Genomic DNA, 26,549 nt, shown 5'->3' on the forward strand with positions numbered 1-26,549 from the left:
CCCTGCCTGATATTCCTTTACTACCATCAACTTAAATTGTTCACTATATTTAGCCATAAACAAACACCCCAAAAGTTAAGTTTTTACTCTAACTTTTGGGGTGCAGTATACCAGCCCGGTGCTTTTTCGCTTATTTCAGTTTTACATTCGCCGCATTCTCGTAAACTTCCAAGGCTTCTTTTACACTCGCGTTCTTGCGGACGATCTGATGGATTGCCTGAATCATGGCGCCCGGGTGCTCTGACTGCCAGATGTTCCTGCCCATATCAACACCAGCAGCTCCTTCCTGCATCGCATTATAGGTCAGATCCAAGGCGTCCTTCATAGTCGCCAGCTTGGGCCCGCCAGCGATGACGACTGGCACGGGGCACGTGCTCGTTACTTTTTCAAAGTTATCGCAATAATAGGTTTTGATAATATCAGCTCCCATTTCTGCTCCAATTCGGGAGGCAAGGGCCAGGAAGCGTGCTTCGCGTTTTTGCAGCTCCTTTGCAACGGCAGTAATGGCAAGGACAGGTATGCCGTAGTCGTGAGCGTCGGTGACAGCAGCGGCCAAGTTTGAAACCGTTTGAGTTTCATAGTCTGAGCCCACAAAAATAGAAACACCCACTCCAACGACATTATGACGGATAGCTTCTTTCATTGGAGTGACGATATGTTCATTTGCCAAATCCTTGCCTACGACGCTGGGACCTCCTGATACCCTTAATAACACTGGTTTTTCACAGGTTTCAGGTATGCAGGCAGAAAGGGCTCCTCTTGTCGCAAATAAGGAATCTGTATAGGGGAGGAGCTCTTTTACCGTTTCTCCCGGTTTCTCGAGTCCGTGAATAGGACCGAGAAAATAGCCGTGATCAATGGCAAGCATAACTGCTTTTCCTTCAGGCAGTATTTGATTCATTCGGTTTTTTAATCCCCAACTCATAGGATCACTCCTTCTCAAGATCTGGATTGTCGACAACAACAGAATCTTTGTCTTGTATATGCGGTGATTTAATGAAAACCGCTTTAAAGTTTTCACTCGATTGATTGATGAGGTAGTGTGCTTCGTTTGGCCGGACTTGAAGCATATCGCCGGGCTTAGCTGGAAACCGGACGCCGTCAATATAAAAATCAATAGATCCCTCTAGTACATAAAAAATTTCTTCACACGTTGTATGATAGTGGTTCGGGAAATCCTGGCCGGGCTTCAGGACAACGACGCCCAGGTCTACGTTAGGCCCTTTCGTTAAATATTTAGGACCGTGATCTCCAAAGCGAAAATCGTTTTCTGACTCATTCACTTTCTGCAAAACACCCACCCCTTTTTCATCTGCATTTATGAGCTGTCAAACAGAACCAGGTGCTTTCCACATATGTTTGGTCAGTCCCCGGTCAGAGAGTGACAGATGTTCCTTGTAGATGGCCTGCCATTTCTCAAAAATCTCCGCATAGAGAGCATGATTTTCTTTATTCGATTCATAGATGTTCTCCCATTGGACGATCTCAAGGGCTGCTTTTTCAATAGTAGAGTAGATGCCCGCTCCATAGCCAGCAACGATCGCTGTTCCGAGGGCAGCCGCTTCTTTCACAAGCGGAACCTTCACCCTGATTCCGAGTACGTCGGAAAGAATTTGGCACCATAGCTTGCCTTTAGAGGCGCCTCCGGCAAAAATGACTTCATCAGGATAGTAACCGGTGTGTCCCTGTATCATTTTTAAATTTCCCAGTGTCACAAGGGCTGCATTTTCTTCAATCGCCCGGAATAACTCTTTTTTGCCGCACCGTTCTGGATCGAGGGAAAGATTCGTAAAAGAAGGAGAGGCATGCCGCCAGGAAATAAAATTCATTACATCCGAGAAAATAGGCGTGATGCCATAAGAACCGACCGGAACTTCGGCTGCCTGTTCTTCCAGCAATTCATAGGGATCTCTGCCTAGCTCTTTTGCAAGTTTCTTTTCTTCTGTACAAAAGGCGTCCCGAAACCAGCGCATGACGAGGCCTGGGAAGAAGACAATGGTTTCATACTGCCATAGGTGTGACAATACATGACAATTGATTCGTATACGCTGCTCAGGATGGGGGACAGGCAGAGCCACATTGACTTCTTGCTGCCAGAAACTTCCTCCTGAAACAAGGGTCTGCCCTTCCTTCACTAGTCCGACACCGACGGAGGCAAGTTGAGCATCACCACCTCCTGAAAATACTGCTGTACCTTCAGTCAATCCGGTGATCTTTGCTGTTCCTGGTGTAACGTGGCCAAGTAAAGTCCCCGCTTCATGGACAGGAGGAAAAAGATTGCCTTTTATTTGGCATTCCCTGGTAATCTGCTCATCCCAACACCGTTTTTTTATATTAAAAATGCCGGTTGTGCAGCCGTTGGAAGGATCGGCTTGCAATTTTCCACAAAGTTTATAAAGGAGCCAATCGTTCAGCATCGTGATAGTAGCTGTTTCCTTATAGATCTCAGGCTGATTTTTTTTGATCCATAAAAGACGAGGCAATGCTCCCAGCGCAAAGGTTTGGCCGGAAAGGCTGTACAGGTCCTCTTCAAGAAACGGACGCAGCTGTTTTAAGTCTGAAACTTCTTCTGAAGCTCGAGAGTCCACATTGGCACACGCCCAAATCTCTTTACCTTCCTTGTTATACAGAACAAAACCTTCCCGCATGCTTGTTGCACTGATTGCTTTGATGCATGAAGGTGATATCCCGGATTCCTGTATGGCCGCCCGGATGCATTCGGCCGTTACTCTCCAGTTCTCGGTTACATCAAAGTTCATGGAGCCGGGAAAGCGCGGATCTGCTGGATGATCCCATTCCTGCTGTGACATTGCCAGTTGTTTGCCTTTCGTATCGAATACAACTGCACGAATACTTCCTGTTCCAGCATCTAGTGCTAGGATGGCATCCATTCTTTTTTTGTCGCCTCCTTCTTCATTAATCGAATCGCACTTTCTTCATCGGTGATCAGCGTTTGAACGTATCCCCCTTTCAAAGCTCCGTAAATGGCATCGATCTTCGTCTGTCCTCCTGCGACTCCGATTACATTTTTCAATCCTTTTAGCTTAGAGATAGGTATTCCAATCAACCGATCGTGGTGTGGGAGGGTAAGAAGCTCACCGGCTGCATTATAAAATTGGCCGAGGATATCGCCGACTCCATTCTGTTTTTTGATCGTGGTCATTTCTTTTAAGGTCATTTTTTCCTCTTTAATAATGGTGGCATCGGGTGACAATCCGCCAATTCCGACGAGTATGACAGAGGATACATCGGCGAGCTCGAGGATGTCGCCCACAGAAGGCTCGGAAAGAATACTTGATGCCATTTGTTGTGACGAGGCAAGAAACGGTGCAGGAATGATGTGGAATCGGCCTTGAAACTTGCTCAGCCACCCATCAAGAGAGTAATTTTTCTTTTGAAAATAATAGTTCACTCCTCCAGTCAGCGTAACAATGGATACATTGGCAGCGGGATCAAGTGTCAGGTGCTGCAGTGTCCGTGTAACGGCTTCCCCCCACCCAATCCCGAGAAGCTGTTCGGAAGTCAATATACTCTCAAGGTATTGAGCAGCAGCTTTTGCCAAGGAGTCTGATAAGCTGGATGCTGGAGTTGGAATGATGAAGGCATCGGAGAGCCCGAAAGTTGTGATAAACTCTCTTTCGGTACTCAAACAGTTGGTTTCACTTCCCCGAATATGAAATTGGACAATTCCGTCAGACCGGGCTTTTTCCAGCATACGGACGATCTTGTTTCGGGAAAGATCGAGCAGATCCGCAATTTCATTTTGTGTCAGGTTGTTTTTATAGTAGTGCCAAGCAACTTTTACAACCAAGTTCTCCTCATAAGTGGATCTTTTCATGTGTTCCATCCTTTCCACATATGACCGTTGCTTCAACATATGTTCTGCCAAAAATGATTATGACCGCCTTCAATGCATGGAAAATTGGTTCTAAGGAATCATTCAGTAAGATAAAATGCTACAAATACAACTTTTCTTTTCGAACAAAAACTAAAGGGTATAAAAATTGTTTGATTGGAAGGCAGGTGAATTCAATGGGTAAGGAATCCCTGTTACAAATGTCGGAGATCAAAAAGCAATTTTCTGAGAATCTCGTGTTAAAAGGCGTGGACATGAATGTATTATCCGGCCAAATTCATGCTTTGATAGGAGGCAATGGAGCAGGTAAATCTACGTTAATGAAAATTATTACGGGGCTTTATCGGGCAGACTCCGGGCAATTGTTTATGAAAGGGGAGCCGGTGCAGTTTAACTCTCCTGGAGAGGCACATAAGAAAGGTGTTTACCTCGTTCCGCAAGAGCCATTAATCTTTCCGAATATGACCGTGGAGGAAAACATTTCGATTGGCCTCAAACAGACGAAGAAAGTGTTGAAACAAAAGATGAGAGAACTAAATTCTACACTAGGATGGAATTTGGATCTTTCTCGTTTGGCTTCCAGCCTGTCCATTGCCGAGCAGCAGCTGGTGGAATTACTGAGGGGGCTAATGCGTGATGCTGAGTTGCTGATCTTGGATGAGCCAACCTCGACACTAACCCACCATGAAATTTCGAGCCTTTTTAAAATCGTCAAACAGCTGGCACATAGCGGAAAAGGAATTGTATATATTACACACCGCTTTTCGGAAATCTTTGAGCTTGCTCATCATATTTCCGTTTTGCGCGACGGAGTGATCAGTGCTTCAGGCCCCGTTTCTCATTTTTCCTATGAAAAGCTGATTCAGAACCTGATGCCAGAAGGGAAAACGTTTGGTTCAACAATGTCAGTAGATTATTGTAAACAGGAGGAAAAGACAGAGGACAAAACTCCAATTTTAACTGTTAAAACCCTTTTTGGAAAGCGGTTTCGGTCTGTGTCGTTCAATGTGTTCAGGGGTGAAGTGGCAGGGATTGCCGGAATTGTCGGGGCAGGGAGGACTGAACTCGCCGAAGCGATTTTTGGCATATCACAGTGTGTTTCAGGAGAAGTTTTTCTCGACGGGGAAGATATATCCACTTTATCTGTCAGAGAGCGAATCGACAGAGGCCTCGTTTATATACCGGAAGATCGGAGTGCGCATGGCGTATTTTCGATTGCTTCGCTAAAAGGGAATTTAACCTCAGCCATACTGCATAAAGGGAAAGGATGGTTCCTTCCGTTTAAGCAAGAACAAAAGATAGCGGAACAGTACCTCAGACAGCTTAGTATCAGGGCGTTAAATAGCTGCCAGTCTGCCGAGTCTTTATCAGGAGGAAATCAGCAAAAAATTGTGTTAGGGAAATTTCTCGCTGCCGATCCAAAAGTCATTCTGTTTGATGAGCCTACTAGAGGGATCGATGCGAGTGCACGGATGGATATCTATGAATTAATTTCAGAGCTGAAGAAAAAAGGAATCAGCATCGTACTTATTTCCTCTGATCCTGAAGAAATAATGGCCTTGAGTGACCATGTTTGGGTTATGCACGAAGGAAAGCTCGTCAAAAAACTGGAGAACGATGCCATTACACTTGATCAAATCACGAGTGCTTCCTTCGGTGTAGAAGAGGAGGTAACTGCTCCATGAAGGTTCTTTCGAGGCTGTTGCAAATTAGAGAGGCGTCTATCCTTTTGTTCATTTTTTTATTTGTGGGCTGTATTGGGATCGTTAATCCTGCATTCACAAGCGGGGATTCTCTCGGTTTGATTTTAAAATCCAGCATGATCCTGCTCGTTTTAGCGGTTGGGCAATCCTTTGTTTTATTAACAGCGAATATTGACGTATCCGTCGGATCAACAATGGGTCTTTCTGCAGCTGTCTGCGGAATGTTGCTTTCTCATGGGGTGTCAGGATATCTTGCTGTAGGTGCAGCATTGGTTATCGGTTCATGCATTGGGGCGGCCAATGGATTGGGTGTTTCTTTCTTTCGCATCCCATCTATCATAATGACACTGGGGACTCTCGGGATTGTAAGGGGATATATGCTGTTTTATACAGAGGGAAAATGGATCGAGGACATCCCGCACTATTTTAAAGAACTGTCGGCGGCCGCTTTTCTAGGCATCCAGCTTCCAGTTTGGATCGGGGTGATTGCGGCTGTATTGGCCTTTATCTTTCTCTCAAGATTTTCGGTGGGCCGTTACTTTTATGCTGTAGGAGATAATGAGGCAGGAGCAAGGCTGATCGGGCTTCCTGTCCGCTTTATTACAGTGCTTGCCTTTACTTTTTCGGGTCTGTCGGCCTCGATTGCTGCTTGTCTGTTTGTCATGAATATCGGTTTTGTACCGAATCAAACAGGTTCAGGAATTGAATTACAGGTCATTGCTGCAGCCGTTCTTGGCGGTGTAAGTCTGTCAGGAGGCCAGGGTTCTTTATTTGGTGCAGCGCTGGGAGCCATCTTTCTTGAGGTGATCAATCATTCTTTAGTCTTTTTAAAGGTTCCGGCTTACTGGAATAATGCCATATCGGGATTTCTTCTTCTTTTAATCGTGACAGGTGACAGCCGGTTTCAGCTTTGGCTGAAAGGAAACGGAAAAAAGAAAAAGCAGGAACAGGAAGATATGAACCGTTCTAAACTACCGAAGTCAGGAGAGGACGGATATGAAGATAAAGTGGTTCTATAGATGGGAGTTCTTTCTGCTGCTTCTATTCATTGTTGAAATTGCCATTTTTGGATGGATTAGTCCGGGATTTCTTCATGTGAATAACCTTCTGTTCAGTATGAACGATTTTATGTTTATCAGCATAGCGGCTATTCCCATGACACTTGTCATTATCTCAGGAGGAATTGATGTTTCCATCGGTTCGATCATGGGTCTTTGCTCAATCATTCTGGGAGTCTCTTGGTCACATGGAGTGAATGTTTGGCTGGCTGTAATCATTGCGATCTTCTGCGGGCTGGCTGCCGGCTTGTTCAATGGCCTGATCATTTTGTACAGCAGAGTACAGCCGCTTGTGGTGACATTAGGGAGTATGTTTCTTTTTTCTGGATTAGCACTTGTTATTTCCGGGGGATCCAAGGCATCCGGCTATGAAGGAATCAGCGGGTTTCCGGATGCGTTCGTGCAGCTTGGCAATGGAAGCTTCCTCGGAGTTCCTAACCCGGTTTGGTTCTTGATCGTTATGACTGCTGTTTTTTGTACTTTGCTCCACTTTATGAAATATGGAAGAAGTGTCTATCTTGTCGGTATTAACAGCAAGGCTGCCTTATATAGCGGCTTGCGCATCAAATGGATATCGCTAAGCACGTATATCTTATCCGGATTGGGAGGTGGTTTAAGCGGCATACTGCTCACATCTTACTTCAGTTCAGCACGTGCAGATCTAGGTTCTGAAGCTGTATTGCCTGTTATTACTGCAGTGGTTCTGGGAGGAACGAGCATTATCGGCGGCAGAGGATCGATCGCAGGTACAGTGCTGGCCAGTATTGTCATCGGTTTTATGCAGTATGGCCTTCAAGCGATCGGTCTGACGAGTGAACAGGCGAGTATTGTCATTGGAGCGATGCTCATCTTGTCAGTCATGGCAAGGCAAAGTTCATTTCAGAAAGTCATGCAATGGTTTAGGCAAAGGAAATCGAATTCTTCTGATCTTACGTACTAAGGGGGAAATGAGATGAAAAGAAGAAGTGCCTTATCCTTGTTCCTTATTTTTGCACTAATGATCTCTTTGATGGCAGCCTGCAGCAGCGGTGACACCAAACAAAAGGCCAAGGAGGCCAAGGATGTGAAGCTTGCGTTCATACCAAAGCTGACTGGAGTGGGGTTCTTCACTTCTGGTGGTGAAGGGGCAAAGGAAATGGCTGACAAACTCGGTGTTAAACTGAAATATGACGGCCCCTCAGAAGCTACAGTTTCCGGGCAAGTCAAGTACATTAACAGTTTTGTGAACCAGGGGTATGATGCGATCATGGTATCTTCCACCTCTGTTGACGGCCTCTCTCAAACATTGAAGCGTGCTAGGCAAAAAGGAGTTAAAGTGCTGACCTGGGATTCAGATGTGAATCCAAAGGACCGTTCGTTCTATATTAACCAGGGTACTCCTCAGCAGCTTGGGCAGCTTCTCATTGATATGACGGCTTCTCAGATCGGAGATAAAGGCAAAGTAGCTTTTTTCTATTCCAGCCCGACGGTTACGGATCAAAATCAATGGGTCAAGGAAGCAAAAGACATCATCGCAAAAAAATATCCAGGATGGAAAATAGTTACCACCCAGTATGGTGAGAATAATGCCCAAAAATCATTATCCGTGGGTGAAGGGATCTTGAAAACCTATCCTGATGTAGATGCGGTCATCTGTCCGGATGCGACGGCTCTGCCGGCCATGGCACAAGCCGCTGAAAATCTGAAAAAATCCGGAAAGGTAACGGTAACGGGATTCTCAACACCAAATGTCATGCGGGATTTTGTTAAACGAGGTACGGTAAAACAATTTGGCTTATGGGATGTCAAACAGCAGGGAGCACTCGCTGCCTACGTTTCCTATCTGATGACGGTCAAAGGAAAAAATCTAAAAGTTGGCGACTCGTTTGATGTACCTGGAATCGGGAAAGTAAAAATTGAGCCGAATACCGTTCAGGGGTACGATTATACCGCTAAAGACAGCGGCATCATCCTGTTGCCTGAACGTGTGATTTTTACAAAAGACAATATTGATCAATATAATTTTTAGTGCTTCTGTTTGCCAGCCAATGAAAGAGGGAGACTCGGTTCTGAGTCTCCCTGTTTTATTAGGCCGCAATATGAAAACTTTTTCATCAGATCACCCTCCTGTTTTTGAATTAATGAGAAGAGGACGGTCATATGAATTGTAATTATACCATTTATATCCAATATGTAGAAATTGTACTATAAATTAAAAATACATTGTAAAGGGCAGAGTGTCATTTTATAATGGGAACAAATGTTCGATCATTAGGGGTGGTAAATTTGGATGAGCACATTCGCTATCATTTTATGTATAAGGAAAGGATGGCGGTTACTAATGAAATTATCATTCAATTTATGGACTTTCAGGGAAAGCGATTGGTGAGAGCAACAGCTCAGGATCTGAACAGCAGTACGAACCAAAAGTTAAAAGAAGATGCGAGAAAGCAGTGGGACCGAATAAAAAAAGCGGAGACCATGGAACAGAAATAACGGATAAAGGCATATAAAAAGGAGGAGGCCGGGATATGCTGCATTGTTTCAGCAAGATTAAGGACTGGAAGTGAAGGAATTTATTCTGAAAAAATTGAAACAGACACTTTTTTTGTGTCGAAATGAGTCTTTTATCACAGATAAAAGGATGATTTTGTAAAATACTGTAGAAAATTTCGGAATTTTTGGTATAATTAAGTTGTGAACCCTGTTCGTTCACAGAAAGGAGGAATGTGAGTGAGATAGGATGCCGTTTTAGATTAACCCAGGGGGCTGGGGATCTTTCAAATTGAGAGGGGTAAGCGGTTAATGACAAATGAGGTGATGGTTTCAAAAAAACAGTATGAGATCAATACAGACACCATGGCATTACTGCCTTTCTACGATGAGTACGGCAAAGTACATACGAAGGTTCTTGAAAGGGACAGAACACTGTGTGTGTGCGGGAAGCCGAAAACGGAACAGATGATACAAAAGGTTCAGCATACGGAAGTGAAGCTGTTTCGGCCACCAGGCGGAACACTGAATAAAAGAATTATTAACTATTCCAGTAAAAAAGGGTATAAAATCATTCTCTGGTCGTGGCATCAGGATCCAAAAGACTGGAGTAATCCGGGAGCCGGCTACATTTCGAACCATATACTATCGAATGTCCATAATGGAGATATCATCCTGCTGCATGATTCAGGCGGTAATCGAAGGCAGACCATAGATGCATTAAATATCGTGCTGCCTGAGCTGAAGAAAAGGGGATTCAAATGTGTAACCGTTTCTGAGTTAATGCAAAATGATCCCAAGTTCACTCCGCTCTTTCCTGCTGATTCCGAGCTGGAACCGTTCAAGATTTTTCGCCGTCCCTCCTGAATAAAAAAGCCATCTTATATATCCAGCCCTTTTTGTTTTGTCCCGTACCGGGCTTTTTCGCTTTGAATATAATGAACAAAACAATCAATGAAGGAAAGGTTTTGTTTACATTGTTTGAAGTGAGGAAATCAAGGTTTGGCCGGGGAATTTTCGCCACCCGGAACATAAAAAAAGGAGAGCTGATTCATCGTGCTCCCGTTATAGCAAGCCCGAAGGAAGAGTGCAAATATATGATAAAAACGGTATTGGCGGATTATGTCTTTAACTGGAATGATGGTTACGCGATAGCGCTTGGATACGGATCGCTGTTTAACCATTCTTATACGCCAAACGCCAGGTATAAACTCAAAAAGAAAGAATTAATCATTGATTTTTATGCTTATAAAGACATTCGGGAAGGCGAAGAAATCCTTGTTAATTACAATGGAGACCCTGAGGATGACAGGGAGCTTTGGTTTAAGCCCATATAAAGTAAAAGGAGTACCCTTCTTGAATGGTACTCCTTGTTTCGGTTATAAAATCTGACGGTTCAATCGGAACAAGGACACATCTGCGGGTTTTAAGCCGGCTCATTCAAATAGCTGCTTCCTCAATTCATCCGTCATTCGCTGAACAAGATCCGGACGGCCATGGAATTGGGCAGGTGTATTTTGAAAGAGTTCTATTCTCCACGTTCCATTTGTTTTAAGGGCAAGGAGGGTCTGGTGAGCATTGAGGGCAGGATTCAGCTCGTCTTTCCCGTCCGGCACCATTCCTGCGATCGCCCGTAAAAGAGCCGTCTCATTGCTTAACAGCTTGATGCTTTTCACTTTGTAGACATAAGCTGCGGTGGGGTGGTTCGCGAAGATCGGTTCAAGGTGAGAAAAAATCTCTTTCTTGCCGTTGATCTGGCTGCCGTCGTAGCCTATCATCTCCCCGCCGTCTAAAAAGAGCTCCGACATACCGACGCTGTTTCGTTTGTTCCACGCTTCGATCAATTCCCGGTATAGCTGAATGACGTCTTCAAGCGATGGTTTACCCATAATTAATCCCTCCAACAACAACTATAAGTATACTTATAGCTTCGCCCTAACTGTGAAATTCGTCAAGCCGGACAACCTCTTTTTAGCTGATAGGGACAGCTGCACAAAAAGGTTTACTAGAAAGGGCATATACTAGTTTCATAAGGGTCCCCTTATATCCTTTTTTTAAAGGAGCTGAGGGAATGTCTATTAATCTAGTCGCCATCGTGCTTGCATTACTCCTTTTGGTTGCATTGCTCGTAGCGGTACTTCTCGGTACGCCAGAGCAGCAAGCAATTATCCGGGATGCGATTAAAGCCATTGGTGCTTAATCAGCATAGAAACTAGATCCCCTTATGTTAAAAATCTCCGGAGCTCATGCGTCCGGAGATTTTTATTTGCAATTCTGTACGTTAAAAAAAATACTGCCGCATTTCCCTATGATTTTCTTTTAAATGCCATAAAGCAATCGGAAAACTTTGAAAAAATAAGAAAAGAAATAGCAGGACTGACTTTATTAACGTCTAACATATGGCGCATAGGAGAAATCCTCAAAAAATTCAGACGCTGAGGGATCAGCATGAAACACATCCTAACATTTGAACCCAATAAGCCCGATCCAACAGACGTTGCTCACATCCTCAAAGACGCGGCAGACGATGCCATTAAGGAATGCTACAGGACCGATCTGTTGTCAGTCAATCATATTAATGTCCTATTACATGTCATTGAGTTTGCTGCACGAAGAAAAACAGGAACAAATTCAATACATTCGGGAAAATCTGATAGTATGGAATGAACAGTGGGAGCGAGGCGATGTTCATTTCGTTCCTGAGCTTATGGATTTGGTATACAGCATGGTACAAACTCCATCTCCTTTCTTACAACAGGTGGGCACCATCCAAGAGTATTGATATTTTTTTAACAAATTTCCTCTGTGGTGCATACGATGTTTATGGATATTTGCCTAAGATGCAAACAGGGGGAGCGAACGGCATGACTGAAAAAAAAGACATTCAAGAACAAGAGAGTGAAGAGGTTAGCAGCACCGAAGCATTGGATGTTAATGGCATTATGAATTTGGCTGGAAGTATTCTGGCCAAGGATGATGATACCATTGACCTTAACGGCATGATGATGATGGCGGCAAACTTATTAAAAGAGGATGGACTGCTTGGAAATTTGGGATTTGCTCAAGCCGCCGATTCTCTCACAGATGATGATCAGCAAAACAGTGAGATGGAGTGGCTTTCACGTCAGCTCCAAGAGCTCACTCATCAAAACAGTGAGCTTAAGGAAGAACTGGTTTCGATTAAGGAACAGATCTCTGAAGCAAAAGAGGCGATTGCACAGCTTGTTGAAGCTTCCAAAAAACGATGGTGGCAGCTCAAATAAGAAGAAAAACGGAAGGCCCTATAAGGCCTTCCGTTACATTTTTAGTCTTATCGCTTTTTGATTTCTTCGTATTTTTGAAACCATTCAGGAAACGCTTTATTGAAGGGAACGGGTCTGAAGTTTTTTCCGTGAACTACGATATGGGTGGTTGTCCCTATGGCACATGTTTCTACGTTCTCGATTCCTTTTACAATTTCAAATCCATAAACGGTTCTAGAACGTTTATTTTCTTCTATCCAAGTCTTTACGAATACTCTTTCTCCAAAACGAATGGGTTTTTTATACGTAATCTCCAGGTTATACACAGGGGCATAGTAACCGAGCTGTTCCATTTCAAGATAATTAAAACCAGCCTCTGCAATGAGTGCAGAACGTCCCAGTTCAAGAAACTTAACATAATTTCCATGGTAGATGATGCCCATCATATCAGTGTCAGCATAAGTCAGCTGAATTTCTGCAGTGGCTATGTACTTAGTGTCTGTCCTTTCCAACCGTAATTGCTTTTCAGCTCTATTGTACTTTCTCATCACATGAAGTTGCCAATTTCGGCCTGTACATGGTCCAAGCCTTTCATTCGCTTATCAGTAGAACCTTTGTCAGGCGCCAAAGGACCTGTTTTTGTCTAAACAGACGAAAGATTCAGAAAACGGGTTTACCTTAAAAATGCGGGATGGTAAAATGTTGGTGAAACGTTTCGATAAAATTATTGAAGGGAGAAAAAATGAACGGGCTGATGAAATTAATGATGGCAGTAATTTGCGTTCTTTTTACAGTGTGCATATCCGCACCGGCACAGGCGTCTACCCTTAACCAGGCTGCATTCAAAAATGATTTGAAAGCGATCGCAAAAAGTTCTTACTCTTATTTTGTGGATTATACCGATCCAAAAACAGGGTTAACGAGTGATGCGATGCGGTTTCCAGACGGTAAAGCAGAAGAAGCCAAGCATACCTCACCAACCAATATTTCCATGTATCTCTTAAGTACCATCTCAGCACAGGAATTGGGGTTTATTACGCGAAAGGAAGCCGTTCAGCGAATCCGGACCACCCTGCATACACTGGATGGTTTAAAGAAGTGGAACGGATTATTTTACAATTGGTACAACACGGACGGTTCTCTTAAAACCGATTGGGGCCAATTTATTTCACAGGTAGATAATGGCTGGCTGACGGCAGGATTGATGACGGCTGGCCAAGCGTACAATGAGCTTTATCCGCTAACGAGCAAGCTCGTGAACGCCATGAATTACACCACACTTTACGATCCGGAAGTCGGACAGTTCCGCGGCGGTTATGACGTCGTAACCGGTAAACTGACAGACCACCATTATGGAATGTTCTATACCGAGCCAAGGCTGGGCAGCTATATCGCGATTGGAAAAGGAGATGTACCGAAAGAGCACTGGTGGAAAATGTTCAGAACATTGCCTCCGGAATGGGATTGGCAGTCACAAATTCCAATGGGCCCAACAGAAGTATATGACGGTGTCTCTGTTTTTGAAGGTCACTATGAGTATAATAGTGTGAAGTATGTACCGAGTTGGGGAGGAAGCATGTTTGAGGGACTTATGCCAGGCCTCGTGCTGAACGAGAAAAAATACGGCAAAGATGCTCTCGGGCTAAATAACGCACGGCACGTTCATATGCAAATGGCTTTCGCCAAGGAGAAGGGTTATCCGGCGTGGGGATTCTCTCCTGCTGCCACTCCTGAAGGATATAGTGAATTCGCGGCAACACCGCTTGGGACTTCAGGATATAAAGATGATGGAACGGTAACGGCTCATGCTTCATTTCTTGCACTCGACTATGCGCCTGCAGCCGTCCATAAAAATCTTGATGAGTTGAGAAAATTGCACGCTTACGGGAAATATGGATTCTTTGATTCCGTCAATGTAAAGAGCGGGGAAGTGACCAAAGCTTACCTTGCACTGGATCAGGGGATGATTATCGTATCGATTGCGAACCATGTGAAGAAAGATGTCATCCGCAATTACTTCCATCACGATCCTATTGCGAAAAAACCGGTAGACTTGCTGAGAAACGAAAAGTTTTCTATCCAATGATTCAATGAATGATGAACGGATTCCCTTGGTGGGAATACCGTTCTTTTTTTATAGAGCAACAAAAAACACACAGACGATGAAAAGTCTGCGTGCATGGTCTACTTCATCCCGGAAATGGTATAACCCTCAATAATGTGCTTCTGGAACAGCATGAAAATGATCACAATCGGCACGACCATAAAAGTAGAGCCCGCCATCTGCAGGGCGAAGTTCCCTCCGTATTGTCCCTTCAACAGTGAGAGACCGACGGAAAGGGTATACAGTTTCTCATCATTGGCGATAATCAACGGCCAGAGGAAGCTGTTCCAGCCTGCGATGAACGTCAGGATGCCCTGAACAGCAAGGATAGGCTTTGAGATTGGAAGGATGATCTGGGCGAATACCCGAAATTCACTCGCTCCGTCTAAACGTGCGGCTTCAAGTAGTTCGTCAGGAATGGTAGACATGAACTGTCGGAACAAAAAAATGCTGAAAGCGCCAACTAGCCCCGGTAAAACAATCCCTGCCATTGTATTGGTCAGATGAAGCTGGTTCAAGATCAAGTACACTGGAATCATCGTAACTTGCCCTGGGATCATCATCGTAGCGAGAACAAGGTAAAACAATTTTTCCCGTCCTTTGAACTGGTATTTCGCAAACGCATACCCAGCCATGGCGTTAAGAAATAAGCCGACAAATGAACAGAGCACCACTATGATTGTGTTGCGCAAATATACCGTAAAGTTCATGTTTTCAAACAGGTTCGTAAAATTTTCCAGCGTAAATTCATTGGGGATGAACGTAGGTGGGATCTGCATGACCTCCATTTCTGGTTTGAACGCGGATAGAATCATCCAAATAAATGGAATAGAGACGAGAAAACCACCAAGAGCTAATATGATGCCCGTGGTCCATTGCTGCAGGCTTGCCGTTTTTCGTGCTTTGACGGACGCGTTTACTTTGGGTTTAGCTTTTATCGAATTCATCTCTAAGTTCCCCATCTTAATAATCCACCTCCTTTTTCTGCAAACGGAATTGAAGCAGAGTGATAATGATGATTGCGATAAATAAAACAAACGAACCGGCAGCGGCATATCCGAAGTTACTGAGCTGGAAGCCATTTTTGTAAATAAACAGAGCGACGGAAGTAGTACTGTCCAGTGGGCCGCCTTTTGTCATGACGAGTGGCTCTTCAAAAAATTGGAGCCAGCCGATCATGGTGGTGATGGAAACGAAAAAGATCGCATAGCGCAGGAGCGGCAATGTAATCTTCGTCAGCTGTTTCCAATTGGTTGCTCCGTCAAGCTGCGCCGCTTCATAATACGTTTTTGGTATCCCTTGGAGCGCAGCTAAAAAGATGATCATGTTTACACCGATCCCTCTCCAGACCGCGAGGGCAATCAGCGAAACTTTCGACATCGTCGGATCAGTGAGCCATGGAACGGAAGGAAGGTGAAGCCAGTTCAAAACATAATTAAAGAGTCCAAGCTGCGGATTGTAAAGGTAGCTCCATACGACGGCTACTGCGACGACGTTGGTAATGGATGGCATATAAAAGATTACCCGGAATGCCCGGAATATCCGTGACTTGCCGAAGTTAATCAACAAGGCAATGGCAAGGGAGCACACAATAACCAAAGGAACGCCGATGACGACATAAAAAATAGTATTAAATAAGGACTTCATAAAGATCGGATCTTTAAATACTTGAGCGTAATTATCCAAGCCAACGAAGTGAATCATCGACCAGTCGCCCAAACCTTCCAGGCTGATATCCGTAAAACTGATGACTAATGCAACGACGATTGGAAACAGTGAGAAGAGGCCTAAAAGAAGGAGAGCCGGTGCGATAAAGAGGTAAGGTGTTTTAGTGTTAATGGCTTTCATGTTTCGCTCCTTTCTGCGCAAGCAATCTAATTTAAATAGTAAAGGGATAACTAGCAGAATGCTCTGCTAGTTATCATAGTTTTCCTTTATTTACTTAATAGATCTTCTGCTTTTTTATTGAACACGTTCATTTCTTTTTTCGGTGTGGTCTGCCCGCGATAAATTTTTTCGAAGCTGCTTAAGTATTCTTGCGCGATCGGCTCCCATTGCTTGATAACCGGCATTGGCTTAGAACCCTTCATTTGCTCGCCAAAGGTGGTGTAAAATTTGTTTTCTTTTAATGAAGGGTCTTCCCATGCTTTTTTGGCAGAAGGAAGGGAGTTCGTCATTTTCATCCACTTCAGCTGGGTTTCAGGCTTGTTCATAAATGCCAAGAACTTCAGAGAAGCATCTTTATGTTTTGTATATTGGAAGACAGAAAGGTTAGAGCCGCCGAGTGCGGATAGATTGTTCTCCTTTTTAGGAAGAACGGCCGTTGCCCATTTCCCTTTCAAATCCGGAGCTTGATCATTTATAAGCTTAACCATCCAAGGCCCGCTGATGAACATCGGCAGAATCCCATCTCCACGAAATCCTTGCACGATATCAATCCCTGCATCTTTTGGCGCAGAACCGTTTTTAAAGAAGCTGTTTAAGTAATCGACGGCTTCAACGAACTTCGGATCGTTAAAATGTGGTTTCCCTTGGGCATCGATCAATTGTGCCCCGTTTTGCCGGGCGAACATAAAGCCTAAGCTCTGTTCTTTCACATCAAGGCTGATGCCATACTTATTCTTGCCCCGCTCTGACAGCTTTTTAGCAGCAGCACTGAGCTCTTCCCACGTTTTTGGAGCTTCACTGAAGCCGGCCTTCTTTAATAGATCCGTTCGGTAGAAGAGGACACGGGTATCAATATACCAAGGAACACCGACTGTTTGGTTTTTATATTTGGTCGTTTCAATAGAACCTTCGTAATAATTGGATGGATCAAGTTCAGGATACTTTTTGACATAGGGCTTTAAATCCATCAGGGCTTTTGCAGAGCCGAATTCAGGAATCCATGTGGTCCCCATTTGCAAAACATCCGGACCTTTTTTTGCAGCAACAGCTGTAAGCAATTTGTCGTGAGCCGTTTCCCAAGGAATAGCCTGGACCTTTACATCAATTTTCGGGTTTTCTTTTTCGAATGCTTCTGCGATCTTCGGAAGGGATTTGGCTTCTTCTCCCATACCCCATACGTTGATCACCGTCTTACCGCCGCTGGATGAACCGGATGAACAGCCTGTGAGTGCCCCTGATACGAGCAAAGCTCCTGCCAACGATCCTACAACTAGTTTTTTGTTAAGTTTAGGTAACCAGTTTTTCATATTCGTTCCCCCTGTACATGGATCAATTTTTTTTGTCTTTCCTCATTTGACTTCTCTACCAGTAAACCATACCTTTTGGTGAAACGTTTCTATTTTTTGTAAAAAAAATATAGTGTTATTCGAATTTGCAATTTTTATTGAAACGTTTCGACAGGGCTATTATAATTCATAGTGTAATCGTTTACAACACAATTTTCAAAAACTTTTTATAAAAAAATAAATTTTCTAACTATTGATGCCTGGTGATCCCTTCAGCATCAAGGGATTCAGGAAAATCAACAAGTGAAACGTTTCAATCCCCACATTGACGATGAGTTCTGGCACCCTTTATAATGCTCCTTGAATATAAATCGAAACGTTTCTACGTAATTGCTATGAAACCATTAAACTAGCACGTTTATTTGAACCGATTGGAGGAGTTGAAATGCAAGACCAGACGCTGCATTCTCTTTTAAAGGAAATGACACTTGATGAGAAGGTGGCCCAGCTCATGCAGTTGGCTACCCCTTTTTTTGAAGGATCAAACGAACAGGGGGAGATTACTGGACCGATGGCAGAAATGGGCGTGACAAAGGATACGGTCAGAAACTGCGGATCGGTTCTTGGGGCATCCGGTGCGAAAGAAGTACGGGCAATACAGGAAGCACATCTGAAATCAAACCGGCTAGGCATTCCTCTGTTGATCATGGCTGATATCGTTCACGGGTTTAAGACCATTTTTCCCGTGCCGCTCGCTATTGGCTGCTCATGGGATTTGAAACTGGCAGAAAGAAGTGCGGAGATTGCCGCCTATGAAGCCTCTGTTTCAGGTGTTCATGTCACGTTTGCTCCAATGGTGGACCTTGTACGTGACCCTCGGTGGGGGAGAGTAATGGAATCTACCGGCGAAGATCCTTACTTAAACAGTGAATTTGCAAGAGCCTTCGTACGCGGTTTTCAAGGAAAAGACTTAACCTCTGACACCAACAGGGTGGCTGCTTGTGTAAAGCATTTTGCTGCATATGGAGCGGCAGAAGGAGGTCGTGACTACAATACGGTGGACATGTCTGAGCGTCAGCTGAGGGAAATGTACTTGCCGGCTTATAAAGCGGCGTTAGACGAGGGCTGTGAGATGGTTATGACTGCTTTCAACACAGTGGAGGGTATTCCGGCCTCCGGAAATAAAAAGCTGATGCGTGAACTATTGAGAACGGAATGGGGTTTCGACGGCATCTTGATTTCAGACTGGGGTGCGGTGAAAGAACTGATCCCTCATGGGGTGGCTGCGGATGAAAGGGAGGCAGCGGCTAAGGCGTTTGCTGCCGGCGTGGATATTGAAATGATGACCGTATGCTATGTCAATCATTTAAAGGAGCTTATTGTAAACAATGAGGTATCAGAAGAACTTCTCGATGAAGCTGTCCTCCGCATTCTCGCATTAAAGAAAAAACTGGGACTGTTTGAAAATCCACATCGCGGAACAGATGAACATGGAGAGCACGAAGTAATTATGAGTGAGCCGCACAGAGCGGTGGCGAAAAAGCTTGCAGCCAAGTCTTGTGTTCTTTTAAAAAATAACAATGTTCTGCCCCTTCAATCCGGCAAGAAGGTTGCACTTATCGGCCCTTTTGCACAAAGCGGGGATATTCTTGGACCATGGTCGTGGAAGGGTTCAAGAGAAGTAGCGGTTCAACTGTATGACGGCCTAAAGGGCAGGCTGACATCAGACAAGTTATCCGTTGCAAAAGGCTGTGGCGTTGAGACCGGAACACACGAGGAACTGCAGGAGGCACTCGACATAGCGGCTCATGCGGACGTTCTTGTTCTTGCACTTGGTGAGAAGTCGGATATGAGCGGGGAAGCTGGCAGCCGGAGCGACATCAGGCTGCCTGAGGTTCAGCGCGAATTGCTCGCTGCAATAAGAAGGATCGGGAAACCCATTGTTACTGTATTGTTTAACGGCCGTCCTCTCGATCTTCGTGATGTTGCCGAGCAGTCAGACGCTATCATTGAAGCCTGGTTCCCTGGAACAGAAGGCGGGCATGCCGTTGCCGACCTTCTTTTAGGCGATGTCAATCCTTCAGGAAAACTGACGATGTCATTTCCGCATTCCGTCGGACAGGTGCCGGTTTATTATAATTGCTTCAATACAGGAAGACCTCAAGGAGCTCCAGATGCACAAGTACGATACGTATCTCAGTACCTTGATGTGCCGAACGAGGCGCTTTACCCGTTCGGATTTGGTTTAAGCTACACAACATTCCATTATGGAGAACCGGTATTATCAAGTCCTGTCTTAAAGGCGGGGGAATCAATAAAGATTTCCGTTCTGGTCACGAACACAGGAGAGCGGCAAGGAGAAGAGACGGTTCAGCTTTATGTGAGGGACATGGCAGGAGATGTTGTCCGTCCGTTGAAGGAGCTGAAAGCATTCGAAAAAGCAGTACTTGCTCCGGGGGAGACAAAGAAGATCATTTTTTCCATTAAAGAAGATCAGTTGAGATATTATCATTCCGATTTAACGTTTACAAGCGATCCAGGGACTTTTACCGTTTTCGTGGGTCCAGACAGTGTCAACGTAAAGGAAGCCACATTTGAGTTAGTAAAATAATCCGATAGATTTGAGGGGAATCCATGACCACCAAGACAACTTCCACATTTGAAATACAGACTGGAAACTACCGATTTACATTTTTAAATAGCGGAGATCTGTTTGAAGCCGTTCATCAAGGGATCATGATTAATCAAGTGCAGTCCAATCCTATTGATGGGTCGCTGAATAACCTGTATCTCCGGATTCACAGTGAGGGAGGCATTCAATTTTACCCGTTGCTTGGCAGCCGTTCGGGAAGCAAAATCAGCCATACGGACTCTCAAGTAGTTTGGGAAGGAGCGATCGCCGAAATAGATTACAAGGTTACTTTTTCTCCGACCGATCAAGGGATATGGTTCTGGGAGGTAGAAACGGCAGGAAACGGTGTGACGATTGATATTATCTATGCACAGGATATCGGTCTTGCTGATCAAGGGGCTGTGAGGACAAACGAGGCATTCGTCTCTCAATATGTAGATCACTCGGTTTTTGAAGACGAAGAAAAAGGATATGTTGTATGTTCGCGGCAAAACCAGCCAAACTCTGTAGGCTTTCCTTATCTGCAGCAAGGTTCTTTAACGAAAAGCACCGGTTTTTCCACGGACGGATTTCAGTTCTTCGGTCTTTCCTATAAAGACAATGATGAACCAGAAATCTTGAAAAAAGACGAACTGGCAAATTTAATCTATCAATATGAATTTGGATTTATTGCCCTTCAGTCGTCCAAGGTATCACTTTCGGGAAAAGAACAGTTTGTTTTTTACGGGCTGTATAAAGAAAATCATACAGAGGCCGTTGCAGAGCTAGACTATCAACAGGAAATTCAAATGGCATGGGAAGGGATTAAGAATCTAAAGCAAGAAGAATTTACAACTTTAGGCAAAGTGAAGCGATCGTCCCTGTTAGGGGATCCGCTTTCGTCTCTCTCTTATACAGAAAAGGAAGTTCAACATCTGTATCCTGAACGCCTGATGGAAGAATATGATGGTGATGAACTGCTCTCCTTTTTTACCGGGACCTATGAGCATGTGGTGCTGAAGGCGAAAGAGCGGATTGTAGAGCGGCCGCACGGACATATTATTGTGTCCGGAAACAATGTAGGAATAACGGAAGAAGTGATCACGTCCACCTCCTACATGTATGGAGTCTTCAACTCTCACATCGTTAAAGGGAATACCTCGTTTAATAAAATGATCACGAACACGAGGAATCCTCTGAATGTGATGAAAACCTCTGGGCAGCGCATCTATGTGGAGATGGATGGGCAATACCGTTTACTCACGATGCCTTCGGCCTACGAGATTGGATTTAATTATGCCCGCTGGTTCTATAAAACCGCTGATGATACACTGAGAATTACTAGTTACACCACAGTGGATTGTCCTGAAATTCACATGGACGTCCATTCGTTGAGCGGGAAGCGTTACCGTTTTCTCGTAACGAATCAGATCTCCATGAACAACAATGAATATGATGTTCCGTATCATATGGAGACAAATGGAAACGTTCTCTCGTTCATTGCCGATAAATCATCTGATAGCGCAGCCGCTTATCCCAAGCTTCGTTATGACATGAAGATAACAGGTACTGGGATGAAGTTAAGAGACGAGCGGATTTTTGGAGACAGCTTTGAACCGGGTTCGGGTTCACTCGCCGTGATTGAACTGGAGGAAGCCAGTCATTGGTCGCTATCTGTTCAGGGGCAGCTTTTTGGAGAAAAGTCCCTGTTTATTGAGAAAGATCCAGAAAGAGAAATAAAGCGATTCCGGGAATTCTATCGAAAGGTGAACAACGGCTTTCATGTAAGCCGCCATGGAGCGTCCAACGAAGAACTGCAGAAGGTAAACGCGATCTCATGGTGGTATACACATAACATGCTCGTTCATTATTCTGTTCCGCACGGATTGGAACAGTATGGGGGCGCCGCGTGGGGAACGAGGGACGTTTGCCAGGGGCCGGCAGAATATTTTACAGCAACGCAAAATTATGATGCTATCCGTGAAATCATTAAGACTGTCTACTCCCACCAGTACGAAAGCACAGGCAATTGGCCGCAGTGGTTTATGTTTGACCGTTATTACAAAATACAGCAGCAGGAGAGCCACGGGGATATTATCGTTTGGCCATTGAAGACGCTCAGTGATTATTTAAAAGCGACAAATGATTACAGCGTGCTTGAGGATCTCATCCCTTACACTAAAAATAGCGGCGAATTCACCAGCGAAAAACAATCTCTTTTTGCCCACGTAAAAAAACAGATTGAGTATATTAAGAACAATTTTTTGCATGGTACTCATCTCTCGTCTTATGGAGATGGAGATTGGGATGATACCCTCCAGCCAGCGAATCAACAGCTCAAGCAATATATGGTCAGCAGTTGGACTGTATCATTAACCTACCAGGTAATAAAGCAGTTTTCCAAACAGCTTGAAGATTTTGATCCAGTGCAAGCGGACGAGCTGAAGGCCCTGGCCAAAGGAATTGAGTCTGATTTTAATCAATACATTCTTTCAGCGGGTGTTATTCCTGGCTTCATATACATGGAAGAGCCGGGAAAAGAAGAACTGATGCTGCACCCAACGGATAGGAAGACGGGCATCGAGTATCGGCTTCTGCCTATGACACGCAGTATGATCAGTGAGCTTTTAAGTCCGGAGAAAGCAGAGGAACATTATGAACTGATCAAACAGCACATGTTCTGCCCGGATGGTGTAAGGCTCATGAACCGCCCTGCCCATTATGCAGGAGGTGTAAGCACTCATTTTAAACGTGCAGAACAGGCAGCCAACTTCGGAAGAGAAGTGGGACTTCAATATGTTCATGCTCATATTCGCTTTGTAGAGGCAATGGCCAAGCTCGGGAAAACTGAAGAAGCATGGGATGGGCTGTCTCTCATCAACCCGATCGGGATTCAAAGCGTAGTGCCGAACGCAGAACGAAGACAAAGCAACGCGTACTTCAGCAGTTCGGACGGTAAATTTAACACGCGCTATGAAGCACAGGACCGCTTTAATGAACTCCGTGCAGGAAAAGTTCCTGTAAAAGGCGGCTGGCGCATTTATTCGAGCGGACCAGGAATCTTTATGAACCAGCTCATTTCAAGTTGTTTAGGGGTCCGGAAAGAAGAAAATACACTTGTAATCGATCCTGTTCTTCCGAAAAGACTGGATGCACTTGTCTTTCATTTCCACGTTAACGGTGTGCCGGTTTCATTCCGCTATCATCTCAATGGGAATGCGGAGAGCAGTGTATCCGTCAATGGTAAACAGATATCGGCCGTCCGCCTGTCGAACCGGTACCGTAAAGGCGGTTTTACGATACCGCTGAGCGAACTTGAAGCTGTCCTAAAAACGGATGCGGAAACAAATATAATTGACGTAAGGCTGTAGACGTAACTCTAACAGAAATTGCCATCATAATGACAAAACGTTATATAATGAAGATAGCGTTTTCATTGACAGATTGGAGTGTGCCCAGGTGGTTAGTATTAAGGATATTGCAAAAAAAGCGGGTGTTTCCATTTCAACGGTATCTTACGCCTTGAATGGAAGCCAGAAAGTTACTCAGGAAACCTCGGCTAAGATTTTAGCGATCGCTAAGGAATTAAATTATATACCCAATGCAGCCGCCCGAACACTCAAGAAACGGGAAACGAAAATTGCGGGTGTGTTCTTAACGAATTACAGCGGGGCTTTTTACGGGGAACTGCAGCAGGGGATGCTCGATCAGCTTTCCTGCCACGGGTATGAGCTGATTGTTTGCAGCGGAAAAGAATCCCATCGTTTTCTTCCTGAAGGAATGATTGATGGCGCTATCATCCTGGATGCCAACTTTTCAAGTGAAGAACTGATCAGTTACGCAGACCGAGGACATAAGCTCGTCGTTTTAGACCGTGAATTGGAACATGATAATATCACTCAAGTGCTGCTCGACAACAAAACCGGAGCAAAGCTCGCGGTTGATTATGCCCTAGATCTGGGGCATAAAAAGCTCATCATCGTGACAGGTCCGAAAGATTCCTTTGATTCCAATCAACGTTTGAAACAGGCAGTGGTGACAGCACAAAAGAACGGGCTTGATTATAAGGTTATCAACGGAGACTTTAATAAGCCATCGGGAGAAAAAGCGGCGAGGGAAATCGCTGAATCCTTCTCCGGACCCGTTGCTGTCTTTTGTCTGAACGATGAGATGGCGATCGGCATGTATAATTACTTATCCAAGACTGAATACCGGATAGGAGAACATATTCATATTATCGGATTTGATAATATTGAGGTTGCCCACTATACTCATCCGCGTTTAGCGACCATCGATTACTCGAAGCGGGAGTGGGGATCAGCAGCCGCCGAGCAGCTGATTAAATTGATTCGAAAAGAATCAGCAGCTGCAAAGAAAGTCGGCGTAACGCTTGTCGAGGGTGAATCCGTCGGCAGGCTCTAGGAGAGCCATATTGTTTTAAAAAAAGGAAGGCGTCCGTTAACCGGCTGCCTTCCTTTTCCTATTGTCGAAAGTGGTTTTGGAACTGCTTCACAATCCCTTCAGCTAACATATCTGCCATCTTCAAGATATGGTCATCGCCCAGATCATATGCTCTATTGTCCCCGCTCCAATCCTTTTTAAGACGGGCGACAGCCTGGTCATTAACAAATTTCAGATGAATGTATAACATTTGTTTCAGCTCTAATCCGGCGAACGCGCTGACAATATAGCTTCGAGTCCATGTTACATCTTTGAAAGCTGTTTTTTCATTCTGTTTTCCTCCTTTGATGAAATTTATGTGTTATTTTTGGTAATTCTACCTAAATTTATGAAAAATTATTGAGTTTCGGTCTATAATGAAGTAGTATGAAAGTATTAAAAATCGGAAGGGTGAACAAAGGGCGATGAACAACTAATCTTATTCCTTGAAAAAACATTCGTATAAACAATTACGATCATTATTTTTCTGGATAGGATTAGTACAGCCTTTTTGTGCCCAAAAGATATGTGCCCTGCTTGTGTGCATGTTCTCTGTCTTATTGCGGCGTTTCAAAAAGCCTCCTGTCCAGATTGATGGATCAGGAGGTATTTTTTATGAACGAAACAGAATCTCAACCAAAAGTGGGTATGGGTGCACTATTTCAGAACCGGTTTATCCGGACCATCTTGCTGTCTGTCTTTTTTTTGCAGATCGGCATATGGGTGAGGAACTATTCCATCCTGCTGTATGTTATTGAAAAAACGAACGAAAATCCGGTGGCCGTTTCCCTCATCTCGGTAGCAGAATTTGCCCCGATCTTTCTGTTTTCCTTTATTGGCGGGACATTTGCTGACCGCTGGAGACCGAAGCGGACGATGGTATGGTGCGATCTTTTAAGTGCTATATCTGTATTTGCCGTTCTTTTAACCTTGTTGCTGGGAAGCTGGAAGGTCATTTTCTTTGCGACTCTTGTCTCCTCCATCCTTTCACAGTTCTCACAGCCATCCGGCATGAAGCTCTTTAAACTCCATGTACCGGCAAAACTTGTACAGATGGGGATGTCCATGTATCAGACAGTATTTGCGCTGTTTATGATTCTCGGGCCCATTATCGGTACGTTTGTCTATCAGCACTTCGGTATTTTGGCCGCAATTGGTGTGATGGGAGTGGCATTTTTATTATCGGCAGGTATCCTTCTTACTCTGCCTGCTGACCGTGCAGGGGAGGAAGAAAAAGTAAAAACAACATTAATGCAAGAGATGAAGGATGGTTTCCGCTATGTGTTGGGAAGCAGACCTCTGACTTTGCTCGGAGGCTGTTTTGCGGCAGCCGGACTTGCCATTGGTTTAACTCAGCCGCTTGGTGTCTTTTTGATTACAGAGCAGCTCGGTCTTCCTAAAGAACAGCTGCAATGGCTGATGGCAGCCTTTGGAATCGGTATGATTCTCGGCGGTGGATTGACGATCTCCATGTCTAAAAAAATCATGCCTCAAGTGCTGTTAGCGATGGGACTGGCAGCGAGCGCGATTGGTTTTATTGGAATGGGACTGTCTGCAGTCCTCTGGCTGACCCTTGCTGCTCAATTCTTTTCAGGTCTCTTTATGCCATGCATCCATATTGGAATCAACACCATGATTCTGCAAAATACAGAAGAGGCTTTCATCGGCCGTGTAAACGGCATTTTAAATCCGCTTTTTATGGGAGCGATGGTCATTACCATGTCCGTTGCCGGTTGGATGAAATCGCACTTATCGATCGTTCTGATCTATGAAGTGGCAGCTCTTCTCCTATTTGCAGGAGTAGCCACCTTGCTGCCTCTTATGAAAAAGAGTGAGGTAAAGCAGGAAATCAGAGGAGAAATATAGAAGGGATGAACGCCTGGTTATAGA

The 26,549-nt window shown here is 44.5% G+C and carries 24 protein-coding genes and 1 pseudogene; 15 read left to right on the top strand and 10 right to left on the bottom strand.

Annotation, left to right across the window (positions count from 1 at the left end; translation table 11 throughout):
• Positions 1-130: 130 nt before the first annotated feature.
• From lsrF to ABHN01_RS21075, 4 genes are read right to left on the bottom strand one after another with little or no spacing between them, the layout of a single operon-like run.
• Positions 131-925, bottom strand: coding sequence for a 3-hydroxy-5-phosphonooxypentane-2,4-dione thiolase (gene lsrF, locus ABHN01_RS21060; protein ID WP_290400126.1), 795 nt, complete (start codon positions 923-925; stop codon positions 131-133).
• Positions 926-929: 4 nt separating this feature from the next.
• Complete coding sequence (locus ABHN01_RS21065) at positions 930-1,292, bottom strand: cupin domain-containing protein (protein WP_290400125.1); 363 nt, start codon at positions 1,290-1,292, stop codon at positions 930-932.
• Positions 1,293-1,328: 36 nt separating this feature from the next.
• On the bottom strand, positions 1,329-2,891 hold the full coding sequence (gene lsrK, locus ABHN01_RS21070) for an autoinducer-2 kinase (RefSeq protein WP_429877144.1): 1,563 nt from the start codon (positions 2,889-2,891) through the stop codon (positions 1,329-1,331).
• Positions 2,876-3,838 carry a sugar-binding transcriptional regulator gene (locus tag ABHN01_RS21075; protein WP_429877145.1) on the bottom strand — a complete coding sequence of 321 codons (963 nt, stop codon included), beginning with the start codon at positions 3,836-3,838 and terminating at the stop codon, positions 2,876-2,878. Before ABHN01_RS21075 ends, lsrK begins: the two co-directional genes overlap by 16 nt.
• A 194-nt stretch (positions 3,839-4,032) precedes the next feature.
• Between ABHN01_RS21075 and ABHN01_RS21080 the strand changes: the two genes are divergently transcribed.
• From ABHN01_RS21080 to ABHN01_RS21110, 7 genes and pseudogenes are all read left to right on the top strand, one after another.
• On the top strand, positions 4,033-5,541 hold the full coding sequence (locus ABHN01_RS21080; RefSeq protein WP_429877146.1) for a sugar ABC transporter ATP-binding protein: 1,509 nt from the start codon (positions 4,033-4,035) through the stop codon (positions 5,539-5,541).
• Positions 5,538-6,473 (top strand): annotated as a pseudogene (locus ABHN01_RS21085) (ABC transporter permease subunit); the annotation flags it as partial. The gene ABHN01_RS21080 and the pseudogene ABHN01_RS21085, both read left to right, overlap by 4 nt.
• Before the next feature lie 88 nt (positions 6,474-6,561).
• Positions 6,562-7,557, top strand: coding sequence for an ABC transporter permease (locus tag ABHN01_RS21090; RefSeq protein WP_429877176.1), 996 nt, complete (start codon positions 6,562-6,564; stop codon positions 7,555-7,557).
• Between the two features lie 57 nt (positions 7,558-7,614).
• Positions 7,615-8,625 (top strand): autoinducer 2 ABC transporter substrate-binding protein LsrB, encoded by a 1,011-nt coding sequence (gene lsrB / locus ABHN01_RS21095; RefSeq protein WP_429877177.1) that lies wholly within the window; start codon positions 7,615-7,617, stop codon positions 8,623-8,625.
• A gap of 257 nt (positions 8,626-8,882) precedes the next feature.
• Positions 8,883-9,092 carry a hypothetical protein gene (locus ABHN01_RS21100; protein ID WP_429877147.1) on the top strand — a complete coding sequence of 70 codons (210 nt, stop codon included), beginning with the start codon at positions 8,883-8,885 and terminating at the stop codon, positions 9,090-9,092.
• A gap of 309 nt (positions 9,093-9,401) precedes the next feature.
• Entirely contained in the window at positions 9,402-9,956 is a 555-nt protein-coding gene (locus tag ABHN01_RS21105) for a competence protein ComK (protein ID WP_429877148.1), read from the top strand.
• Positions 9,957-10,057: 101 nt separating this feature from the next.
• Positions 10,058-10,426 (top strand): SET domain-containing protein, encoded by a 369-nt coding sequence (locus tag ABHN01_RS21110; RefSeq protein WP_429877149.1) that lies wholly within the window; start codon positions 10,058-10,060, stop codon positions 10,424-10,426.
• Positions 10,427-10,525: 99 nt separating this feature from the next.
• On the opposite strand, the gene ABHN01_RS21115 is transcribed toward ABHN01_RS21110, so the two are convergent.
• The gene (locus tag ABHN01_RS21115) at positions 10,526-10,978 is read right to left on the bottom strand and encodes an SgcJ/EcaC family oxidoreductase (RefSeq protein WP_429877150.1); all 453 of its coding nucleotides are present in this window, start codon (positions 10,976-10,978) and stop codon (positions 10,526-10,528) included.
• A 182-nt stretch (positions 10,979-11,160) separates the two neighbouring features.
• On the opposite strand from ABHN01_RS21115, the gene ABHN01_RS21120 reads away from it, so the two are divergent.
• The 3 genes from ABHN01_RS21120 to ABHN01_RS21130 all read left to right on the top strand — a co-directional run bounded on the left by ABHN01_RS21120 (position 11,161) and on the right by ABHN01_RS21130 (position 12,352).
• The gene (locus ABHN01_RS21120) at positions 11,161-11,289 is read left to right on the top strand and encodes a hypothetical protein (protein WP_429877151.1); all 129 of its coding nucleotides are present in this window, start codon (positions 11,161-11,163) and stop codon (positions 11,287-11,289) included.
• Positions 11,290-11,537: 248 nt separating this feature from the next.
• Positions 11,538-11,756 carry a hypothetical protein gene (locus ABHN01_RS21125; RefSeq protein WP_429877152.1) on the top strand — a complete coding sequence of 73 codons (219 nt, stop codon included), beginning with the start codon at positions 11,538-11,540 and terminating at the stop codon, positions 11,754-11,756.
• A 197-nt stretch (positions 11,757-11,953) separates the two neighbouring features.
• Positions 11,954-12,352, top strand: coding sequence for a hypothetical protein (locus ABHN01_RS21130; RefSeq protein WP_429877153.1), 399 nt, complete (start codon positions 11,954-11,956; stop codon positions 12,350-12,352).
• Positions 12,353-12,399: 47 nt separating this feature from the next.
• Here ABHN01_RS21130 and ABHN01_RS21135 read toward each other — a convergent pair whose 3' ends face one another.
• A complete protein-coding gene (locus tag ABHN01_RS21135; RefSeq protein WP_429877154.1) occupies positions 12,400-12,879 on the bottom strand; it encodes an acyl-CoA thioesterase in 480 nt (159 codons plus the stop codon).
• A gap of 194 nt (positions 12,880-13,073) precedes the next feature.
• On the opposite strand from ABHN01_RS21135, the gene ABHN01_RS21140 reads away from it, so the two are divergent.
• Complete coding sequence (locus ABHN01_RS21140) at positions 13,074-14,417, top strand: glucoamylase family protein (RefSeq protein ID WP_429877155.1); 1,344 nt, start codon at positions 13,074-13,076, stop codon at positions 14,415-14,417.
• Between the two features lie 98 nt (positions 14,418-14,515).
• Here ABHN01_RS21140 and ABHN01_RS21145 read toward each other — a convergent pair whose 3' ends face one another.
• The 3 genes from ABHN01_RS21145 to ABHN01_RS21155 form a co-directional block, all read right to left on the bottom strand.
• Positions 14,516-15,397 carry a carbohydrate ABC transporter permease gene (locus ABHN01_RS21145; RefSeq protein ID WP_290400112.1) on the bottom strand — a complete coding sequence of 294 codons (882 nt, stop codon included), beginning with the start codon at positions 15,395-15,397 and terminating at the stop codon, positions 14,516-14,518.
• Position 15,398: 1 nt separating this feature from the next.
• Entirely contained in the window at positions 15,399-16,283 is an 885-nt protein-coding gene (locus ABHN01_RS21150; protein WP_429877156.1) for a carbohydrate ABC transporter permease, read from the bottom strand.
• Between the two features lie 86 nt (positions 16,284-16,369).
• A complete protein-coding gene (locus ABHN01_RS21155) occupies positions 16,370-17,629 on the bottom strand; it encodes a sugar ABC transporter substrate-binding protein (protein ID WP_429877157.1) in 1,260 nt (419 codons plus the stop codon).
• Between the two features lie 424 nt (positions 17,630-18,053).
• Here ABHN01_RS21155 and ABHN01_RS21160 point away from each other — a divergent pair, with 424 nt between their 5' ends.
• From ABHN01_RS21160 to ABHN01_RS21170, 3 genes are all read left to right on the top strand, one after another.
• Positions 18,054-20,219, top strand: coding sequence for a glycoside hydrolase family 3 N-terminal domain-containing protein (locus tag ABHN01_RS21160; RefSeq protein WP_429877158.1), 2,166 nt, complete (start codon positions 18,054-18,056; stop codon positions 20,217-20,219).
• Positions 20,220-20,242: 23 nt separating this feature from the next.
• Complete coding sequence (locus ABHN01_RS21165) at positions 20,243-23,590, top strand: GH36-type glycosyl hydrolase domain-containing protein (RefSeq protein ID WP_429877159.1); 3,348 nt, start codon at positions 20,243-20,245, stop codon at positions 23,588-23,590.
• 88 nt (positions 23,591-23,678) lie between these two features.
• Positions 23,679-24,641: a LacI family DNA-binding transcriptional regulator gene (locus ABHN01_RS21170; RefSeq protein WP_429877160.1), complete on the top strand. Its 963-nt coding sequence runs from the start codon at positions 23,679-23,681 to the stop codon at positions 24,639-24,641.
• Between the two features lie 58 nt (positions 24,642-24,699).
• Here ABHN01_RS21170 and ABHN01_RS21175 read toward each other — a convergent pair whose 3' ends face one another.
• Positions 24,700-24,870, bottom strand: a complete 171-nt coding sequence (locus ABHN01_RS21175; RefSeq protein ID WP_290400106.1) for a hypothetical protein — start codon at positions 24,868-24,870, stop codon at positions 24,700-24,702.
• Between the two features lie 404 nt (positions 24,871-25,274).
• Between ABHN01_RS21175 and ABHN01_RS21180 the strand changes: the two genes are divergently transcribed.
• Positions 25,275-26,525 carry an MFS transporter gene (locus ABHN01_RS21180; RefSeq protein WP_429877161.1) on the top strand — a complete coding sequence of 417 codons (1,251 nt, stop codon included), beginning with the start codon at positions 25,275-25,277 and terminating at the stop codon, positions 26,523-26,525.
• The last annotated feature ends 24 nt before the right edge of the window (positions 26,526-26,549 follow it).

The organism is Fictibacillus sp. NRS-1165 (genome assembly GCF_050468105.1).
GTDB lineage: Bacteria > Bacillota > Bacilli > Bacillales > Fictibacillaceae > Fictibacillus_C > Fictibacillus_C terrinigri.

Bases quoted from the DNA above. Each gene is read 5' to 3' on its own strand.
- ABHN01_RS21075 (WP_429877145.1), bottom strand. From the start codon at position 3,838: ATGAAAAGATCCACTTATGAGGAGAACTTGGTTGTAAAAGTTGCTTGG.
- ABHN01_RS21155 (WP_429877157.1), bottom strand. From the start codon at position 17,629: ATGAAAAACTGGTTACCTAAACTTAACAAAAAACTAGTTGTAGGATCG.
- lsrK (WP_429877144.1), bottom strand. From the start codon at position 2,891: ATGGATGCCATCCTAGCACTAGATGCTGGAACAGGAAGTATTCGTGCA.
- lsrB (WP_429877177.1), top strand. From the start codon at position 7,615: ATGATCTCTTTGATGGCAGCCTGCAGCAGCGGTGACACCAAACAAAAG.
- ABHN01_RS21125 (WP_429877152.1), top strand. From the start codon at position 11,538: ATGAAACACATCCTAACATTTGAACCCAATAAGCCCGATCCAACAGAC.
- ABHN01_RS21165 (WP_429877159.1), top strand. From the start codon at position 20,243: ATGACCACCAAGACAACTTCCACATTTGAAATACAGACTGGAAACTAC.
- ABHN01_RS21115 (WP_429877150.1), bottom strand. From the start codon at position 10,978: ATGGGTAAACCATCGCTTGAAGACGTCATTCAGCTATACCGGGAATTG.
- ABHN01_RS21140 (WP_429877155.1), top strand. From the start codon at position 13,074: ATGAACGGGCTGATGAAATTAATGATGGCAGTAATTTGCGTTCTTTTT.
- ABHN01_RS21080 (WP_429877146.1), top strand. From the start codon at position 4,033: ATGGGTAAGGAATCCCTGTTACAAATGTCGGAGATCAAAAAGCAATTT.
- lsrF (WP_290400126.1), bottom strand. From the start codon at position 925: ATGAGTTGGGGATTAAAAAACCGAATGAATCAAATACTGCCTGAAGGA.
- ABHN01_RS21145 (WP_290400112.1), bottom strand. From the start codon at position 15,397: ATGGGGAACTTAGAGATGAATTCGATAAAAGCTAAACCCAAAGTAAAC.
- ABHN01_RS21175 (WP_290400106.1), bottom strand. From the start codon at position 24,870: ATGTTATACATTCATCTGAAATTTGTTAATGACCAGGCTGTCGCCCGT.
- ABHN01_RS21120 (WP_429877151.1), top strand. From the start codon at position 11,161: ATGTCTATTAATCTAGTCGCCATCGTGCTTGCATTACTCCTTTTGGTT.
- ABHN01_RS21135 (WP_429877154.1), bottom strand. From the start codon at position 12,879: ATGAGAAAGTACAATAGAGCTGAAAAGCAATTACGGTTGGAAAGGACA.
- ABHN01_RS21130 (WP_429877153.1), top strand. From the start codon at position 11,954: ATGACTGAAAAAAAAGACATTCAAGAACAAGAGAGTGAAGAGGTTAGC.
- ABHN01_RS21180 (WP_429877161.1), top strand. From the start codon at position 25,275: ATGAACGAAACAGAATCTCAACCAAAAGTGGGTATGGGTGCACTATTT.
- ABHN01_RS21150 (WP_429877156.1), bottom strand. From the start codon at position 16,283: ATGAAAGCCATTAACACTAAAACACCTTACCTCTTTATCGCACCGGCT.
- ABHN01_RS21105 (WP_429877148.1), top strand. From the start codon at position 9,402: ATGACAAATGAGGTGATGGTTTCAAAAAAACAGTATGAGATCAATACA.
- ABHN01_RS21160 (WP_429877158.1), top strand. From the start codon at position 18,054: ATGCAAGACCAGACGCTGCATTCTCTTTTAAAGGAAATGACACTTGAT.